The sequence below is a fragment of the Flagellimonas marina genome (genome assembly GCF_042651185.1).
GTDB classification, from domain to species: Bacteria; Bacteroidota; Bacteroidia; order Flavobacteriales; family Flavobacteriaceae; genus Flagellimonas; species Flagellimonas marina.
In genome coordinates this window covers 584,864-600,412 of the sequence record NZ_JBHSCL010000009.1, presented here as the reverse complement: position 1 = coordinate 600,412, position 15,549 = coordinate 584,864, and the positions used below count along the sequence as shown (strand labels likewise).

Genomic DNA, 15,549 nt, shown 5'->3' with positions numbered 1-15,549 from the left:
TTGGTACAGCCAATGCCCCCTATGGGGACTTTAGGGATGCCCGGTGAAAAACAAAATCATTCCATATAATCCCAAGCTCAAGGAATTTGCAAGACAACTTAGAAAAAATAGCACATTGTCCGAAGTATTGCTATGGCAGAAAATAAAGCAACGGGCTTTGGGGGTTCAATTTCACAGGCAAGTTCCGTTGTTGGAATACATTGTGGACTTTTACTGTCACGAATTGCGGCTGGCCATTGAAATTGATGGAAAGTCCCATGCGTACACATATAATGAAGATGCATTTAGAGAGGGTCAATTGGACCGATTTGGGGTTCAGGTCATTCGATTTTCAAATGAAGAAATAAAAAATAACCTATTTAGTGTCTTATTGACTTTACAAGAAACTGTGGACAAACTACATCAAGATAAATCTACCCATGCGCTTAACAAAACACCCCTAAGGTCCCCTCAAGGGGACAGCTCTACAAGCCCATTTACGTTCCCAAAAAAAGAAAAGCTCAAGAGCAAAACGCTGTTTGAGTCTCTTTTTAAAGAGGGAATGAGCGTTTCCCATTTTCCTTTAAAGTTGATTTATCTCAACACCTCTTTTGAGGATGACTCAAAAATAAAGGTGGGTGTGGTGGCCCCAAAGAAAAAGTTTAAAAGCGCTGTTGACCGCAATCGCATAAAGCGTCTGTTACGGGAAGCCTATCGACTCAACAAGTCCCTTATATTTAACAACATAGAAGGTAACTTTGCGTTCTTATTTTTATACCTTGGTAATAAGATGCCCAGTTATGTTGACATTGAAAGCGCCATGCAAAAGCTAATGGAAGACTTTCTTAAAAAAGAATCCCATGAAAAAATTGATTAAAAAACAGGTTGTAATTCCCATCTTGGCCGTTGCCATTTTGGTTGGAGCAAGCAGTTTTAGTTTGAAGAGCGATTTCTTTGAAATCGCCAAGCAAATTGAAATTTTCACGACGCTTTTTAAAGAGCTGAACATGAATTATGTAGATGAGACCAATCCCGCAGAACTCATGGATTCTGCCATTAAAAGCATGTTGGACGAGCTCGACCCCTACACCCGTTTTTTAAACGAACAAGATGTAGAATCCTATAAAATCAACAACGCCGGGGAATATTCCGGTATAGGCGCATTGGTACGTTCCTATGAAAGTAAATTGCTCATCGTGGAGCCGTATAAAGGCTATGCCGCAGATAAAGCAGGGCTGAAAGCTGGGGATGAAATCATTAAAATAGGTGATACCAAGGTGTCCGATTTTGATGATGATGCCGGTGAACTGCTCAAGGGTGCCAACAATACCTCGGTAAATGTTACCTATGTACGACAAGGAGAAACCAAAACGGCAAACATTACGCGTGAAGGTGTTGAGGTAGATGCGGTTCCTTTTTATGATATGCTCGATGAAAAAACCGGTTACATTGTGCTTTCCCGTTTTAATCGAAAAGCCTCTGACCAAACAAAATCAGCGTTACGGGACTTGAAAGGAAAAGGTGCTGAGAAACTGATTTTAGACCTGCGCGGAAACCCCGGTGGACTTCTTTCAGAAGCCATTAATGTGACCAATCTATTTGTTTCCAAAGGTGAGCTTATCGTTACCACAAAATCCAAGGTCAAAAAGTTCAACCAGGAATACAGAACCAAAAACCAGCCCGAAGATTTGGATATTCCTCTTGTTGTTTTGGTGGATGGAAAAAGTGCATCGGCCAGTGAAATCGTCTCTGGCGGGTTGCAGGATTTGGACCGCGCCGTGGTCATGGGAGCTAGAAGTTTTGGAAAGGGATTGGTTCAACGCCCTTTAAAACTAACGTATGGAACGCAGTTAAAGGTCACAATATCAAGATATTATACGCCGTCAGGTCGATGTATACAATCGTTGGATTATTGGAACCGTGATGAAGAGGGCAATGCAGTGCGCAATACCAATTTTCACGAATTCACCACCAAAAATGGTCGCAAAGTCTGGGACGGTGGCGGTGTAATGCCCGATGTGGTCATTAATTCTTTAAAAACCAATTCCCTGATCAATTCGCTTCAAGAAAACAATATTCTTTTTGATTTTGCCACGGATTTCTATTATGACCACGATTTTGGTTCTATTAATGATTTCACTTTTTCCGATGCCGACTACGATGCCTTTAAAAAATATGCCAAAGAGCAAAACTTCACCTTTCAAACCAAAACCGAAGAGTTGTTGGAGCAATCCATCAATACCGATGATGCGCTATTGGGTTCAGAAGTGCAAGAGAAGTACAAAGACCTTTTGTTAGCTGTAAATCGTGGGAAAATCACCGCTTTGGACACCTTTAAGGAGGAAATAAAAAAGGGATTGGAAGACGAGATCATTACGCGCTATTTCTACCGTGAAGGGCTTTACAAACATTACTTAAGCCATGATGACGCTATTTTGGCCGCCAAAACACTTTTGGGCGATAGCACCAAGTACAGCGAAATTTTGGAATAGCCGGTTGGGTTTAATCCCAAACAGGTTGTTCATCAATCCGAAACAAGCAATCGTCAAATAGCCGGGGCTTTGTTTTTCCCTGTTCGTTATTTTTTCTAAAAATTTCGAGCATGCTCTACACCATTTTTACCCTAAGCCTTATAGGTCTTGTTTTACTGTTTTGGCTATATAAATTGATTTGCCATTGCTTTTTTAAGCCTTTTCATCTTTGGAAAAATCAGGAGAACAGCTCTGTTCCTTCGAAAGAGGCCACCATACTTTCCATCAAAAAATTAAAAGAAGGCAAGTTTCCCCTATTGGAAATTGAGGTTGTTTTTGAGAATTTTTCTGGATATCCCATCCAGCGAAGTTTACGGTTCAGAGACAGTAAACCCCACTTAAACCGATTCAAAAAAGATGGCAAGGTTCGAATTACGCTTGATGCGAATAAAAAACCCAACCCTCCTTACTTTTTACATTCTGGGAAATATAAGGTTTCATTGATTTTTATTTTACTCTGCAGTCTGTTTACCATTGCCTATGTTGCTGGGTGCTATTTTCTGATGGGAGAGGCTATTTCTCGCATAGTATCCGCTCCAGGATATCATGAAAATCTATTTTCCAATTCATCTGAAACTACCGAAGCTTTGCTGTTTGTCAGTATAATTTTGATCGTTCTCAATTACATTTTCAGAAAAACAGGGCTGTTGACCAGCAAGAGAACCAAATCGCAAAATTGGGATTTGATGTATTATGGGCTGGGAGCAATGGCCACGGTTACCTCCTACGAAGATACCGGTACACTTATCAATGAAAATCCAGTGGTAAAATTCAATTATACCTATGAAGATGAAGCAGGAAATACTCTGGTTGGAAGCGATAAAAAAATAGTGGGGAAACTGGAGATTATTGGGCTGCCGGACATACATGAAATTGAAATCATGTATTTGCCAGACAATCCTCAAGTGTCCAAGTTGATGGAAAATTTGCAAAAACAAAGCTTTCAAAATTTTGTGAATGCAATGTTCCTGTTCTGCTTTTTTATCTTTTCGGTAATCTTGATTGTTTCATTTTGCCGAGATGTGTTCTGACGATACCAAACATGCATGAATTAATGAAGCCAAAACCTTTCTACTTCAATTTAAACCACAATACTGAAGCTGTTTTTGGTATCTTTCCTAAAGTTCAACCACAACCATGGCCAAAATAGATAGAGAAGACATACAAATTGTCTGCAACCACAGCAATTGGTCCGAAGTTGGGGTGCGCAAAACATTGGAAGGTCAAATTTATAGCGGAGTTGTATCTTGGCAACGTTTTCTGAAGTTTTTGCTGTTGGCCTTGGGCGTCTCTTTCACGGCGGCGGGAATCCTATTTTTCTTTGCCTACAATTGGGCAGAACTTCACAAGTTTGTAAAGCTCGGGATAATTGAGGCCCTTATTGCCCTTTTAATTTTAATCGCGGTTTTCGCCAAGACAAAACCACTGATAAAAAAAGTGTTGATTTTGGCCGCGTCCATCTTGGTCGGGGTGCTATATGCGGTTTTCGGGCAAGTGTATCAAACTGGAGCCGATGCTTATGATTTTTTCCTCGGGTGGACCCTCTTTATTACAATTTGGGTGCTATTCTTCAATTTTGCGGCCCTTTGGGCACTTTTTGTTGCTTTACTGAATGTCACGTTCATTTTATATGCCGAGCAGCTCGCCTATGAATGGTCCGAGCTGTTTTTGTTTTGCCTACTCTTTGGCATGAACAGTCTTTTGCTGTTGGGCTTTATTTTGATTCCTAAAATATTTAAAATGACCCCTTTTCCAATATGGTTTATACAACTCGTTGCATTGACCGCAATTGCATTTTCCACCATTGGTATTTCATCTGGTATTTTTGAGAAACCCGAGCCTTCTTTTTGGGCATTGTTTATAATGGCGTCCATCTTTTATGGTGTTGGCATCTGGTATGGGTTAAAGACAAAAAGCCTGTTCTATCTTTCCATCATTCCTTTTAGCGTAATCATTATACTTAGTGCTGCGCTATTGAACTTATCGGGTGAAGCCGGCATGCTGTTCGCTATTGGAATTTTTATTGTGACGAGTATCACCCTGTTGATTAAGATGTTATTGAATTATCAGAAGAAATGGGCAAGCTAGAAGACATTCAGCAACACTTGGCAAACATCAAATCCCTCGAAGGAGATTCCTTTGCATATGATGAACAGGCCATTCTCAAAGAATATGAAAAAAGGAATGGGGAAAAATCGAATTTTATCATAAAAATCCTGTCCATTTTTGGTGGCATCTTGGCTTCCATTGCCTTTTTGGGCTTTCTTTTTATTTTGGGGCTGTATGAATCCGAAGTCGCAATGCTTGTGGTAGGAATCGGGCTCATTGTCGTATCCATTTTCCTCACCAAAACGTTTGATGCGCTCATCATGGACACCATCGGCATTTCCCTTTTTGTCTTGGGGATGGTGCTTTTCATTGCCGGATTGCTCATTTTTGAGGTCAATGAGAACATCATAACCATTCTGGTGATGACCATAGCCTTTGGTAGTCTGTTTGTGGTTCACAATCCCATTTTGTCCTTCTTTGCATTCTTAATCTTGAGTGGTGGGCTATTGACTTTAATCATTTCCAATGATATCTACAGCGTAATTCATCTGTATATCAACCTACATGCCCTTGCACTCGCCTATGTTTTCTTGAACGAACCAGGCATGATTACGTCTGATTTAAAATTGGTGAAATTGTACGACCCTCTTCGGATTTCACTTGTGTTTTCCTTGTTGTTCGGGCTTATGGCTACAGCCAAACAGGGATTCCTTTTTATGTCTCAATCCTATTTTTGGATGTCTTCCTTGGTCTTAATCTTAATTTTAATGTACCTAGTGAGTCTCCTTATAAAAACTTTTAAGGTTGAATCAACAAACACCAAGCTTTGGGTATACCTCTTTAGCGCACTTACCCTGCTGCCTACCTTATTTGCTCCGGCAATTCCCGGGGCTTTGCTTATTGCTTTGTTAAGCTTTAAAGTCAATTACAAAACAGGTCTGTCCATTGGCATTGTGTCCTTGGTTTACTTTGTAATTCAATATTACTATGACCTTAATTATACGCTTTTGACCAAGTCAATTATTCTATTTTCATCCGGATTGGTGTTCCTTTTGTTCTATGTTTTCCTTACCAAAAAACTAAAGTCCAATGAAAAAGTATAGTAGATACATCATTTTGACCAATCTGATTCTCTTTCTAGGGCTTTTTCATTATAGTATTGTACAAAAGGAGACCATTATTGAAGACGGACAGCTGATCCTGATGGAACTTGCCCCCGTTGATCCCCGATCCTTGATGCAAGGGGATTATATGCGATTAAATTATGCCATTTCAGACGAGGTAATTCCCAACGAAATTCCAAAGAGGGGCTATTGTGTGGTCGCCTTGGATTCGGCTGGTATTGCGCAGCCAGGACGTTACCAAAAAGAGATTTCTCCAAAAAATGAAAACGAATACCTTATTGAGTACACTATGGGAGAGTGGAATAGGATAAAAATTGGCGCGGAATCCTTTTTCTTCCAAGAAGGCGAAGGGGAAAAATACGCAGAGGCCAAATACGGTGGCATCAAAGTGGATGAAAATGGCAACAGCGTTTTGGTAGGACTCTACGATTCCAATCGAAAAAAGATAGAATAAATCCTATTTTTGAGCATGCAAAAACTTAAGGTCTGTGAACTTTTTGCCGGTGTTGGTGGTTTTCGTTTGGGTTTGGAGAAAACGGGTCGCTACAAAGTAGTGTGGAGCAACCAATGGGAGCCCTCAACCAAAATGCAGCATGCTTCTCTGGTCTATGAAGCCCGGTTTGGGGCCAATAACCACACCAATTCCAATATAGAGGAAGTTCCAACTTCTGAAATTCCAGACCATGATATATTGGTAGGTGGTTTTCCCTGTCAGGATTATTCTGTGGCCACTTCTTTAAAAAATTCCAAGGGCCTTTTGGGTAAAAAAGGAGTGCTTTGGTGGTCCATCCACCGTATTCTTTCCGAGAAGAAAAATAAGCCCAAATACCTGTTTTTGGAAAACGTGGACCGCCTTTTAAAATCTCCCTCTACCCAGCGAGGGCGAGATTTTGCAATTATGCTCCGCAGTTTGAACGATTTGGGGTATGCGGTAGAATGGCGTGTAATCAATGCGGCTGAGTACGGAATGCCTCAGCGCCGAAGGCGCGTTTTTTTCTGGCCTATCACATATCCTCAGCACTGTTCAAATCCCTTAAAAAATCCAGTCCAAAGGATTGGGTTTTAGAAGATGGGGTAATTTCGACAGCTTTTCCTGTTGAGAAAAACAGTCAAAATATCGTGACTTTTGATTTAGCTGAAGATTTGGTGGGACTTTCCAATCATTTTAATGCTGAAAAGGGACTTTCGCCCTTTTTGAACTCTGGAATATGCGTCAACGGAAAGGTTTCCACCTTAAAAGTGGTGCCTACTTACGATGGAAAGCGTACTGTTCTTTCTGACATTTTAGAAAACGGTTCGGCCCCGAAGAATCTTTTTATTGAAGAATCGGATATACCAAAATGGGAATATCTAAAAGGCACCAAAAAAGAAATCCGTAGGACCAAAGCGGGTTTTCAATACAACTATAGTGAGGGCAGTATGGTTTTCCCTGATGCGCTCGATCAACCTTCCAGAACTATTATTACCGGAGAGGGCGGTAAATCCCCTTCCCGGTTTAAGCACGTGGTCCAGACCAAAAAGGGACTGCGAAGACTTTCTCCTGTTGAATTGGAACGGTTGAACATGTTTCCAGACAATCACACACTATTGGAAGGTATTCCTGATGCAAAACGTGCATTTTTTATGGGAAATGCCTTGGTGGTGGGTATTGTGGAACAGATAGGTTCTGCCCTGTTCCAGAAAATATCCAAAGTTGAAAAGCAAATTCAAGGCTGACCTGTCCAAAGAACAACATTTAGCTCCTTTATTGAATCTTTATTACCAAAAGCATTTAAAGCGGTATTCCTTTCAGCGTTTTGTTGATTTGGAGCAGCAACTTTTAGGCATAGATCTAATTCTCACGAATAAAAAAGATGGCGCAACCTATTTTGTTGATGAAAAGGCCCAGCTGGATTATATCAATGAAAGTCTGCCTACTTTTGCTTTTGAACTTTTCTACTCAAAAAAAGGGATTCAAAAAGAAGGTTGGCTGTTTGATGTCTCCAAAAAGACCCATTTTTATGCGTTGGTGACCAGCATCTTTTCGGATGAAAAAAACCTATTTACCTCTTGTAACATCACTTTTGTAAATCGGGAAAAACTGATTCAGCATTTAACTGGTTTGGGGCTCCACCAAGAACGTTTTCAAGAAATCGCTACTAAACACAATGGGCATCATGGGAAACTGGGGCTCGAAAAACTACATCCGTGGCATGAGGGTTATCTGTTCTTTTCCACCCAAAACAAGGCAGAACAGCCTGTAAATCTCATCTTAAAACTGGATTATTTGATTGCCATTGGGGTTGCAAAGCGGTTGGTTTGATTCAATTCTGTTTCCCTTCGACTTCGCTCAGGGAACGATATGAAATTCCTTTTTTAAAATCATTTTTGTATCATCCGAACATGCGGAATACCATCCTCCAAATATTCTTCGCCTTGAGTCGTAAAGCCCAACTCGGTGTAGAATTTTAAGAGGTATTTCTGCGCGGAAATTTCAATAGTGGTTTTTGGAAATCGTTGGGCGAGTGCCGCCATGGAAACTTGCATGATTTGCTTTCCATACCCATATTTCCGCTGTTTTTGAGCAACTACTACTCTTCCAATACTTGCGTTTTCAAAATAATCACCGGGTTTGAACATTCGGGTATACGCCACAAGCTCACCATCCTTTAAGCCCAAAACATGAAGTGCTTTTTGGTCCATGTTGTCGATATCTTGGTAAACACAATCCTGCTCCACAACAAAAACTTCACTGCGTAATCGGAGAATTTGATACAATTCTTGGGTGGAAAGTTCCTCAAATGTTTTTACAACGGCTTCCATCAATCCTGAACAATTACATGTTTGGAATCACATTTGTCAAATTCAGGTTGAATGTTAACATGATTGATTCCGTGCTTGTGATAGACGTGCTCCTCTATTTCTTCCAAAATGGCATCAAATTCTGATAGTCTGATATCCTCGGTAAAATCAATATGGGCCTCCATGTGTACTTCATCTTCATTGAGCTGCCAAATATGCACGTGATGTACGTTCTTCACGCGATCTATAGTACAAATAGATTCCACAATATCTTGTATTACGATTGACTTTGGGGTAAAGAGCATGAGCACCTTGGTGGATTCCTTTAATAGATCGTAGCCCATGTAAATCAGATAAATGCCTATTAACATGGTCAAAACCGCATCCACCCAATAAATTTGAAAGAATTTCATCAAAATACCTCCAATCAATACGGCTACCGATGCCATCATATCCGTCAATAAATGCAGATATGCCGATTTCATGTTCATGTTGCTCTTTGAATCTTTCTTCAACAAAAGCACACTAAAACCGTTGGCCGCAATACCCAAAATGGAAAGCCAAATGACCAAACCAGATTCAATCGTTTGTGGATCAAATAGGCGTTCCACGGCTTCCTTCATCAAAAAAATAGCGACCACCACAAGGGTTGCGGCATTTACAAAAGCGGCCATAATTTCAGCGCGCTTATATCCGAAGGTTTTTAAGCTCGACGCTTTCTTTTTTCCAAAAACAGTTGCTATATAGCTTATAATCAGTGAAAGTACATCACTAAAATTGTGAAGGGCATCGGATAAAAGGGCCAAACTTCCAGAAATAAGTCCACCTATCACCTGCGACACTGTAATGGCAATGTTTAAAAAGATGGATATAAGTAGATTCCTTCCTTTTAAATCATTGTGCGCATGTGCGTGACCATGATGGTGGTGATGGTGATGGCCCATGTAATCGAATTAACTGCATGGAATTTTCTCTATTCTTCTTTCGTGCCGACCGCCTTGAAATTCAGTATTTAAAAAAGTTTCTACCATTTCCAATGCTTGGGGCAGCGCAATAAAACGGGCTGGAAGACTTAAAATGTTGGCATCATTATGTTCCCGGGCCAGTTGGGTAATCTCTTTGGTCCAACACAATGCACCACGTACTTTTTCGTGTTTGTTGATGGTCATGGTGGCACCATTTCCACTTCCGCAGATAACAATGCCCAAATCTACATTGCCTTCCTCTACATCGGTGGCCACGGGATGTACAAAGTCTGGATAATCCACACTATCGGTACCGTCGGTACCATAATTTATGACTTCAATTCCTTTTGATTTTAAAAGCCCCATAATGGCTAACTTATAATCGGTTCCAGCGTGATCGTTTCCTATGGCTATTTTCATGATTGTTGTATTAATCCAATGGATTACAAAGGTACAATTCTTTTTGAGTGGCCGTGTTGATAAAAAACAACGAATCCTTGCATAGTGTTGTAAAACAACAGATTAACATTTTGCTCATTTTGTTGATCTTTTTAAGAAAACTAAGAGCAATTAAATTTTGTTATTTCTAAAAATAAATCCAGTACACAATTTTCTTAATGTAGAGATGATATTCCTTTAAAAATTAATCAACCTATTGGGAACAAAAAATAGCGATAGTTAACATTAAATCAATATTAAGTTTTCAATAAATTCATGTTGAAAACAGTTATTAAAAATCGTTCATAAAAAATCTAAAGGGTTGATTATCTTCAATATTTGAATCTGAAAAAGTGTGAACAAAAAACTTCACCTGTTCAAAGCAAGAAATAGCAAAAAAAATTATTCCACATTTCAACAGTCTATCATCATCATCATTTTTTTTAATTTTTAAAAGAAAGAAAAGATGTTATTATACTATTTGTTGATAAAACACCTTGTGATACGGATTACTTTACCTTTGTTGGTTAGTCAAGAATTATAATTTGTATTTTTCAAAAAAATAAGGACGTTAATGTCAAAGAAAAAGAAGAGGAACAGGAGTCAGCGGAAGAATGAAATAACCAAAGGCATTTTCACAGTTCTGGAAAAAGAGCCCAACCAAAGCTTTAACTACAAACAGATAGCCTCAAAGTTAGGAATAACGGATACCCAGGATAGAAATTCGCTCATCAAACGTTTAGGGCAACTTAAAGCTACGGACAGAATTGTAGAGGTGGAACGGGGCAAATACCAGAAAAAACCAAGCCTCCATACCTACTTTACAGGTAAGGTAGATATGACCACAAGCAGTAACGCTTATGTTATTGTTGAGGATGTAGATGACGATATCTTTGTCCCCTTCAATAGGATCAATAAAGCATTTCATGGGGATATGGTTGAGATTTTCTTGAAACCCAAACGAAATGGAAAACGACCTGAAGGTGAAGTTTCAAAGGTTTTGGAACGAAGAAAATCCTCTTACGTGGGGATAGTTGACAAGCAAAAAACCTTTGCTTTTGTTCGGCCCACGGACCCAAAAATGTATACGGATATTTTCATTCCTCTGGAAAAGCTTAAAAAGGCAAATGACGGGGATAAAGTCTTGGTACAACTTGGTGATTGGCCCGATGATGCTGATTCACCTTATGGTGAAGTACTAGAGGTACTGGGCAAACCTGGTGAACACAATACGGAGATACATTCCATTTTGGCGGAGTATGGACTACCCTATGAGTTTCCGTACGAGGTAGAACAATTTGCAAAAACCTTGGATACCTCCATTAAAGAATCGGAGATTGCAAAACGAAGGGATATGCGAGATGTGCTCACCTTTACAATAGATCCAAAAGATGCCAAAGATTTTGATGATGCCCTTTCCTTTCAACAATTGGAAAATGGCAATTATGAGATAGGAATTCATATTGCGGACGTATCGCATTATGTAGTTCCTGATACCATTTTGGAAGATGAGGCATTCAATAGGGCCACATCTGTTTATTTGGTGGATCGTGTGGTTCCCATGCTTCCAGAAGTGTTGTCCAACAATGCCTGTTCGCTACGACCCAATGAGGAAAAATATACGTTTTCTGCCATTTTTGAAATGGATGGGAAGGCCAAATTAATCAACCAGTGGTTTGGTAGAACGGCAATCAATTCCAACGAACGCTTTGCATATGAAGAGGCACAGCATATTATTGAAACGAAACAGGCCAAGATTCCAAAAGACATTTCCATTCGAGGGGATGCCTACACGGTTTCTGATGCTGTAAAAGAGGCTATACTCAAGTTTGATGAATTGGCAAAAATTATGAGAAGAGCCCGTATGGATGCAGGGGCCATTTCTTTTGATAAGATTGAAGTGCGCTTCAATTTGGATGAAAATAATGAACCCGAAGGCGTTTACTTCAAAGAATCAAAAGATGCCAATAAACTTATAGAGGAGTTCATGCTATTGGCCAATCGTAAAGTCGCCGAATTTATTGGCAAACAAAAGAAAACCTTTGTTTACAGGGTACATGATGAACCTGATGAAGAGAAACTATTGGCCTTGAACGGCGTTATTTCACGTTTTGGACATAGTATTAACCTAAGGGACAGAAAAAGCATCAACAGTTCGCTGAACCAACTTTTAGAAGATGTAAAAGGAAAAAAGGAACAAAACCTCGTGGATACTTTGGCCATACGCAGTATGAGCAAGGCCATTTATACCACAGAAAATATTGGACACTACGGGTTGGGATTTGAATATTATACGCATTTCACTTCGCCAATTAGAAGATATCCGGATGTAATGGTGCATCGTTTACTGCAGCATTATTTAGATGGTGGCAAACCACCCAAAGAGACCCTTTATGAAGAAAAATGCAAACATTCTTCAGATATGGAACTATTGGCGGCCAATGCAGAACGGGATTCGGTTAAATACATGCAGATCAAGTTTATGGAAGACCATAAGGATCAAGAGTTTTTGGGTGTAATTTCAGGAGTTACCGAATGGGGCATTTATGTGGAAATAATTCAGAATAAATGTGAGGGAATGGTTAGGATTCGTGATATTAAGGATGATTATTACGTTTTTGATGAACGCCAATACGCCATTGTTGGGGAACGAAGAAAAAAAGTATATCAATTGGGAGATGAAGTTTACGTAATGGTCAAGGATACCGATTTGGTAAAACGTCATTTGGACTTTTCGTTGATTGGTAAGAAGGAATGATACTATTTTGGAATAAAATTTGTTATTCTATTGAGAACCAAATTTTTATAGTATGAAAACCTACATAATCCTTTTGTTGAGCCTGTCGTTTCAGGTAGTGATGGCTCAAGAGGAGTTTACCGTGGAGCTTCAAAAGTTTACAGAAGTAAAGGCTTTTGATGGTATTTCGGTACGTTTGATTAAATCCAAGGAAAACAAAGCGGTCATCAGCGGAGCTAACACCCATAAAGTAGCCGTTGTAAATAATGATGGTGTCTTAAAAATTAGAATGGAAGTGACCAAAATGTTCAGTGGATACCGAACGTATGTGGATTTATATCACACCGAAATCCTTAAGGTTATTGATGTGAATGAAGATGCCCGTATTTCGTCAGATGAAACCTATGTTCAGGATATTTTGGAATTGAAAGCGCAAGAAGGTGCCCTATTGGAAATCAATTGCCAAGTAGATCAGTTGTTGATCAAATCGGTTTCAGGGGGAGAGATATTGGCTGCAGGATTTTCCAATAATCAAGATGTTATCATCAATACGGGCGGTACCTATAACGGACGAACATTTAAGACCAAATTTACCACCATTACCGTGAATGCCGGTGGAAACGCTGAAATATACGCCACTGATTATGTAAAGGCCAATGTAAAGGCTGGTGGTGAAGTATTGGTCTACGGAGATCCAAAAAAAATGGATGAGAGTGCTGTATTTGGTGGAAAAATTAAAAGAGTGCAATAAGTGAGATGATCGATGATATACAGGCAGCCATACCGTTAGGATTTTTACTGAGCTTTATGATTGGGCCTGTTTTCTTTGTGTTGTTGGAAACAAGTGCCACAAAAGGATTCAGGGCAGGGGTAAGCCTGAATATTGGAGTGATTTTAGCGGATATTGTTTTTTTGCTCATTGCCTATTTCAGTAGTTTTCAATTATTGGAAAACTTGAGCAACCAACCAGGACTCTTTGTTTTTGGGGGAATGATTCTTTTGGTCTATGGCATTGTACTTTTCGTGAAAAAGGATGGTAAAAAGGCAAGATTACGGGCAAAAAAGGGCACATACCTGACTTTAATGGTAAAAGGTTTTTTATTGAACTTCATCAATATAGGGGTGTTGGCTTTTTGGTTAGGCCTTCTCATAGTGGTGGGACCGAGTTTGGACAACCACCCTAACCGTATGATGGTTTTTTTTAGCACGGTACTTATTGTTTATTTCAGTACAGATTTGATAAAGATTCTATTGGCCAAGCAACTAAAAAAGTATTTGACCAAGGAGCGAATTGTACTTATTAAAAAAGGACTTGGAATTGTACTAATAATGTGTGGTATTGTATTGATTACCAAAGGATTTCTTCCAAAGGATGAGTTCAACATAAAAAGGGGAATACAACGCATAGAACACATGAACCCATAAAAAAACCCAACAGATTTGTTGGGTTGCAGAGGCATCGAGCGGATTCGAACCGCTGTACAAGCTTTTGCAGAGCTGTGCCTAGCCACTCGGCCACGATGCCATTTTGGAGTGCAAAGGTACTACTTTTTTTAGGTTACCCAAACGATTATTTGGGCCTTTCAAACTCTAAAAAAACGGTAACACTTTCCACATCACCCCCTATGGGTGGATTGATTTTTGAAACTTGAACAGCTACTTTGGTAACCTCAATTATTTCCCTGAAAATACGGTCTATGATTCGTTTTGCAACGTGTTCCAAGAGGTTGGAACGTATGGCCATTTCCTCTTTTACAATATTGTTTAAATGAACATAATCTACAGTTTCACTGAGTTTGTCCGATGCCGAAGGAAGGGAAAGATCAGCAGAGATTTCCAAATCTACTCTATAATCACTCCCAATGAGCATTTCCTCTTTTAAACATCCGTGATTGGAATGTATCCTGATGTTGTTTACCCTAATTTTTCCCACACCATTGCTTTAAACAGCGCAAAAATAGGGTAAAACCAACAAAATCAATACATACATCTACAGTTGCTTATGCCTTGAAAAAGATCCATTCCAACGGTAACCACATGGGTTCCTGTACTGTATCCCAAAATTTCATTGGTGATGACTTGGTAGGAGTACCCAAAATAGAAGTTGTTTTTCTTCAATCCAGCGATGGGGGCAATGTATAAAGGTTTACCCAATTGGTCGTTCAAGAAACGATAGGTGGCCCCGATATAATAGTAATCTTCAAAATCGTGAAAACGAAACTTGGCATTCAAATCAGTAACGGAACGATTATCACTTTCAAACCATTGAAAGAAAACGGAAGGCTCCAACTCCAATTTACTGTTTTTGTTCTTGGAAATGCTATATCCGGTATAGACATAGTAATTTCTTAGGGTATTTGGTTCAAAAACGGGATTGAACTGCTCCAAATTCTTGTTCAAAATGTTGGATGCGTTCAAACTGAAATAGAATTTATTATACCGATACAGAACTCCTAGATCAAAATTATGGTTGGTAGTAGCCTTGTCATCAGTAGGAAGCTGTCCGTTGTTTTCCCTAAAATTTTCTACATCAATTCTAAACTGGTTGAAGTTATAGGATATACCGAAGGATAAAAAGATATCATCATACCGGTCTATAGTCAAATGGTGGGCAAAAGAGACCCGCGCCCCCCTTTGTTTGGTTTCACCGTTACTATCATTATACAGAAGCATTCCCAAACCAGAACGATTCCCAATTCGGGCATCCGCTGCCAAAGTCTGGGTATCTGGGGCATCTTCTATCCCAACCCATTGCGTTAACCCATTTAAACGAACCTTTATGTGGTCCCCAATTCCGGCATAGGTTGGGGACATGATAAAGGGGTTATCAGCAATATATTGTGAAAGCTGGGGTATGGTCAACTCCTGTCCTTTGACCGTAAAGGCCAAAAGGAAGAGTAAGACTGATGAATATGCTTTTTTAAACATTGTGGTTCTGCAGGTTA

General features: G+C 39.6%; 15 protein-coding genes, 1 tRNA gene and 1 pseudogene. 11 read left to right on the top strand and 6 right to left on the bottom strand.

From position 1 onward, the window contains the following. The first annotated feature begins 43 nt into the window (after positions 1-43). From rnpA to ACFOWS_RS16485, 8 genes and pseudogenes are all read left to right on the top strand, one after another. Positions 44-856 carry a ribonuclease P protein component gene (rnpA, locus tag ACFOWS_RS16520; protein WP_379766976.1) on the top strand — a complete coding sequence of 271 codons (813 nt, stop codon included), beginning with the start codon at positions 44-46 and terminating at the stop codon, positions 854-856. Beyond that, on the top strand, positions 840-2,471 hold the full coding sequence (locus tag ACFOWS_RS16515) for a S41 family peptidase (protein WP_379766974.1): 1,632 nt from the start codon (positions 840-842) through the stop codon (positions 2,469-2,471). Before rnpA ends, ACFOWS_RS16515 begins: the two co-directional genes overlap by 17 nt. Positions 2,472-2,581: 110 nt before the next feature. After that, positions 2,582-3,541 carry a hypothetical protein gene (locus ACFOWS_RS16510; RefSeq protein ID WP_379766971.1) on the top strand — a complete coding sequence of 320 codons (960 nt, stop codon included), beginning with the start codon at positions 2,582-2,584 and terminating at the stop codon, positions 3,539-3,541. Positions 3,542-3,647: 106 nt separating this feature from the next. After that, positions 3,648-4,598, top strand: a complete 951-nt coding sequence (locus ACFOWS_RS16505; RefSeq protein WP_379766968.1) for a DUF2157 domain-containing protein — start codon at positions 3,648-3,650, stop codon at positions 4,596-4,598. Next, positions 4,586-5,662 (top strand): DUF4401 domain-containing protein, encoded by a 1,077-nt coding sequence (locus tag ACFOWS_RS16500; RefSeq protein ID WP_379766965.1) that lies wholly within the window; start codon positions 4,586-4,588, stop codon positions 5,660-5,662. Before ACFOWS_RS16505 ends, ACFOWS_RS16500 begins: the two co-directional genes overlap by 13 nt. Continuing rightward, positions 5,649-6,137 carry a GDYXXLXY domain-containing protein gene (locus ACFOWS_RS16495; RefSeq protein WP_379766962.1) on the top strand — a complete coding sequence of 163 codons (489 nt, stop codon included), beginning with the start codon at positions 5,649-5,651 and terminating at the stop codon, positions 6,135-6,137. Before ACFOWS_RS16500 ends, ACFOWS_RS16495 begins: the two co-directional genes overlap by 14 nt. Positions 6,138-6,152: 15 nt before the next feature. Continuing rightward, positions 6,153-7,399, top strand: a pseudogene (gene dcm, locus ACFOWS_RS16490) (DNA (cytosine-5-)-methyltransferase). Then, complete coding sequence (locus ACFOWS_RS16485) at positions 7,377-7,985, top strand: hypothetical protein (protein WP_379766959.1); 609 nt, start codon at positions 7,377-7,379, stop codon at positions 7,983-7,985. Before dcm ends, ACFOWS_RS16485 begins: the two are co-directional and overlap by 23 nt. Before the next feature lie 59 nt (positions 7,986-8,044). Here the strand turns inward: ACFOWS_RS16485 and ACFOWS_RS16480 are convergent, their stop codons facing one another. From ACFOWS_RS16480 to ACFOWS_RS16470, 3 genes are read right to left on the bottom strand one after another with little or no spacing between them, the layout of a single operon-like run. Continuing rightward, positions 8,045-8,485 carry a GNAT family N-acetyltransferase gene (locus ACFOWS_RS16480; protein WP_379766956.1) on the bottom strand — a complete coding sequence of 147 codons (441 nt, stop codon included), beginning with the start codon at positions 8,483-8,485 and terminating at the stop codon, positions 8,045-8,047. Then, a complete protein-coding gene (locus ACFOWS_RS16475; RefSeq protein WP_379766953.1) occupies positions 8,485-9,408 on the bottom strand; it encodes a cation diffusion facilitator family transporter in 924 nt (307 codons plus the stop codon). Before ACFOWS_RS16475 ends, ACFOWS_RS16480 begins: the two co-directional genes overlap by 1 nt. A gap of 9 nt (positions 9,409-9,417) precedes the next feature. Further along, positions 9,418-9,849 carry an RpiB/LacA/LacB family sugar-phosphate isomerase gene (locus ACFOWS_RS16470; protein ID WP_366585898.1) on the bottom strand — a complete coding sequence of 144 codons (432 nt, stop codon included), beginning with the start codon at positions 9,847-9,849 and terminating at the stop codon, positions 9,418-9,420. 592 nt (positions 9,850-10,441) lie between these two features. Here ACFOWS_RS16470 and rnr point away from each other — a divergent pair. From rnr to ACFOWS_RS16455, 3 genes are read left to right on the top strand one after another with little or no spacing between them, the layout of a single operon-like run. Continuing rightward, positions 10,442-12,625 carry a ribonuclease R gene (rnr, locus tag ACFOWS_RS16465; protein ID WP_379766950.1) on the top strand — a complete coding sequence of 728 codons (2,184 nt, stop codon included), beginning with the start codon at positions 10,442-10,444 and terminating at the stop codon, positions 12,623-12,625. A 52-nt stretch (positions 12,626-12,677) separates the two neighbouring features. Next, positions 12,678-13,355, top strand: coding sequence for a head GIN domain-containing protein (locus ACFOWS_RS16460; RefSeq protein ID WP_379766947.1), 678 nt, complete (start codon positions 12,678-12,680; stop codon positions 13,353-13,355). Positions 13,356-13,360: 5 nt separating this feature from the next. After that, positions 13,361-14,029, top strand: a complete 669-nt coding sequence (locus ACFOWS_RS16455) for a LysE family translocator (protein WP_366585904.1) — start codon at positions 13,361-13,363, stop codon at positions 14,027-14,029. A gap of 29 nt (positions 14,030-14,058) precedes the next feature. On the opposite strand, the gene ACFOWS_RS16450 is transcribed toward ACFOWS_RS16455, so the two are convergent. The 3 genes from ACFOWS_RS16450 to ACFOWS_RS16440 form a co-directional block, all read right to left on the bottom strand. After that, positions 14,059-14,129, bottom strand: a tRNA-Cys gene (locus tag ACFOWS_RS16450). Positions 14,130-14,174: 45 nt separating this feature from the next. After that, positions 14,175-14,537 (bottom strand): dihydroneopterin aldolase, encoded by a 363-nt coding sequence (gene folB, locus ACFOWS_RS16445; protein WP_379766943.1) that lies wholly within the window; start codon positions 14,535-14,537, stop codon positions 14,175-14,177. Between the two features lie 44 nt (positions 14,538-14,581). Further along, positions 14,582-15,532: a PorP/SprF family type IX secretion system membrane protein gene (locus ACFOWS_RS16440; protein ID WP_379766940.1), complete on the bottom strand. Its 951-nt coding sequence runs from the start codon at positions 15,530-15,532 to the stop codon at positions 14,582-14,584. Positions 15,533-15,549 lie beyond the last annotated feature (17 nt).

Coding starts and splice junctions, on each gene's coding strand:
- ACFOWS_RS16510 (WP_379766971.1), top strand. CDS start 2,582: ATGCTCTACACCATTTTTACCCTAAGCCTTATAGGTCTTGTTTTACTG.
- ACFOWS_RS16515 (WP_379766974.1), top strand. CDS start 840: ATGAAAAAATTGATTAAAAAACAGGTTGTAATTCCCATCTTGGCCGTT.
- ACFOWS_RS16470 (WP_366585898.1), bottom strand. CDS start 9,849: ATGAAAATAGCCATAGGAAACGATCACGCTGGAACCGATTATAAGTTA.
- ACFOWS_RS16475 (WP_379766953.1), bottom strand. CDS start 9,408: ATGGGCCATCACCATCACCACCATCATGGTCACGCACATGCGCACAAT.
- ACFOWS_RS16440 (WP_379766940.1), bottom strand. CDS start 15,532: ATGTTTAAAAAAGCATATTCATCAGTCTTACTCTTCCTTTTGGCCTTT.
- rnr (WP_379766950.1), top strand. CDS start 10,442: ATGTCAAAGAAAAAGAAGAGGAACAGGAGTCAGCGGAAGAATGAAATA.
- ACFOWS_RS16460 (WP_379766947.1), top strand. CDS start 12,678: ATGAAAACCTACATAATCCTTTTGTTGAGCCTGTCGTTTCAGGTAGTG.
- ACFOWS_RS16455 (WP_366585904.1), top strand. CDS start 13,361: ATGATCGATGATATACAGGCAGCCATACCGTTAGGATTTTTACTGAGC.
- ACFOWS_RS16505 (WP_379766968.1), top strand. CDS start 3,648: ATGGCCAAAATAGATAGAGAAGACATACAAATTGTCTGCAACCACAGC.
- ACFOWS_RS16500 (WP_379766965.1), top strand. CDS start 4,586: ATGGGCAAGCTAGAAGACATTCAGCAACACTTGGCAAACATCAAATCC.
- ACFOWS_RS16480 (WP_379766956.1), bottom strand. CDS start 8,485: ATGGAAGCCGTTGTAAAAACATTTGAGGAACTTTCCACCCAAGAATTG.
- ACFOWS_RS16495 (WP_379766962.1), top strand. CDS start 5,649: ATGAAAAAGTATAGTAGATACATCATTTTGACCAATCTGATTCTCTTT.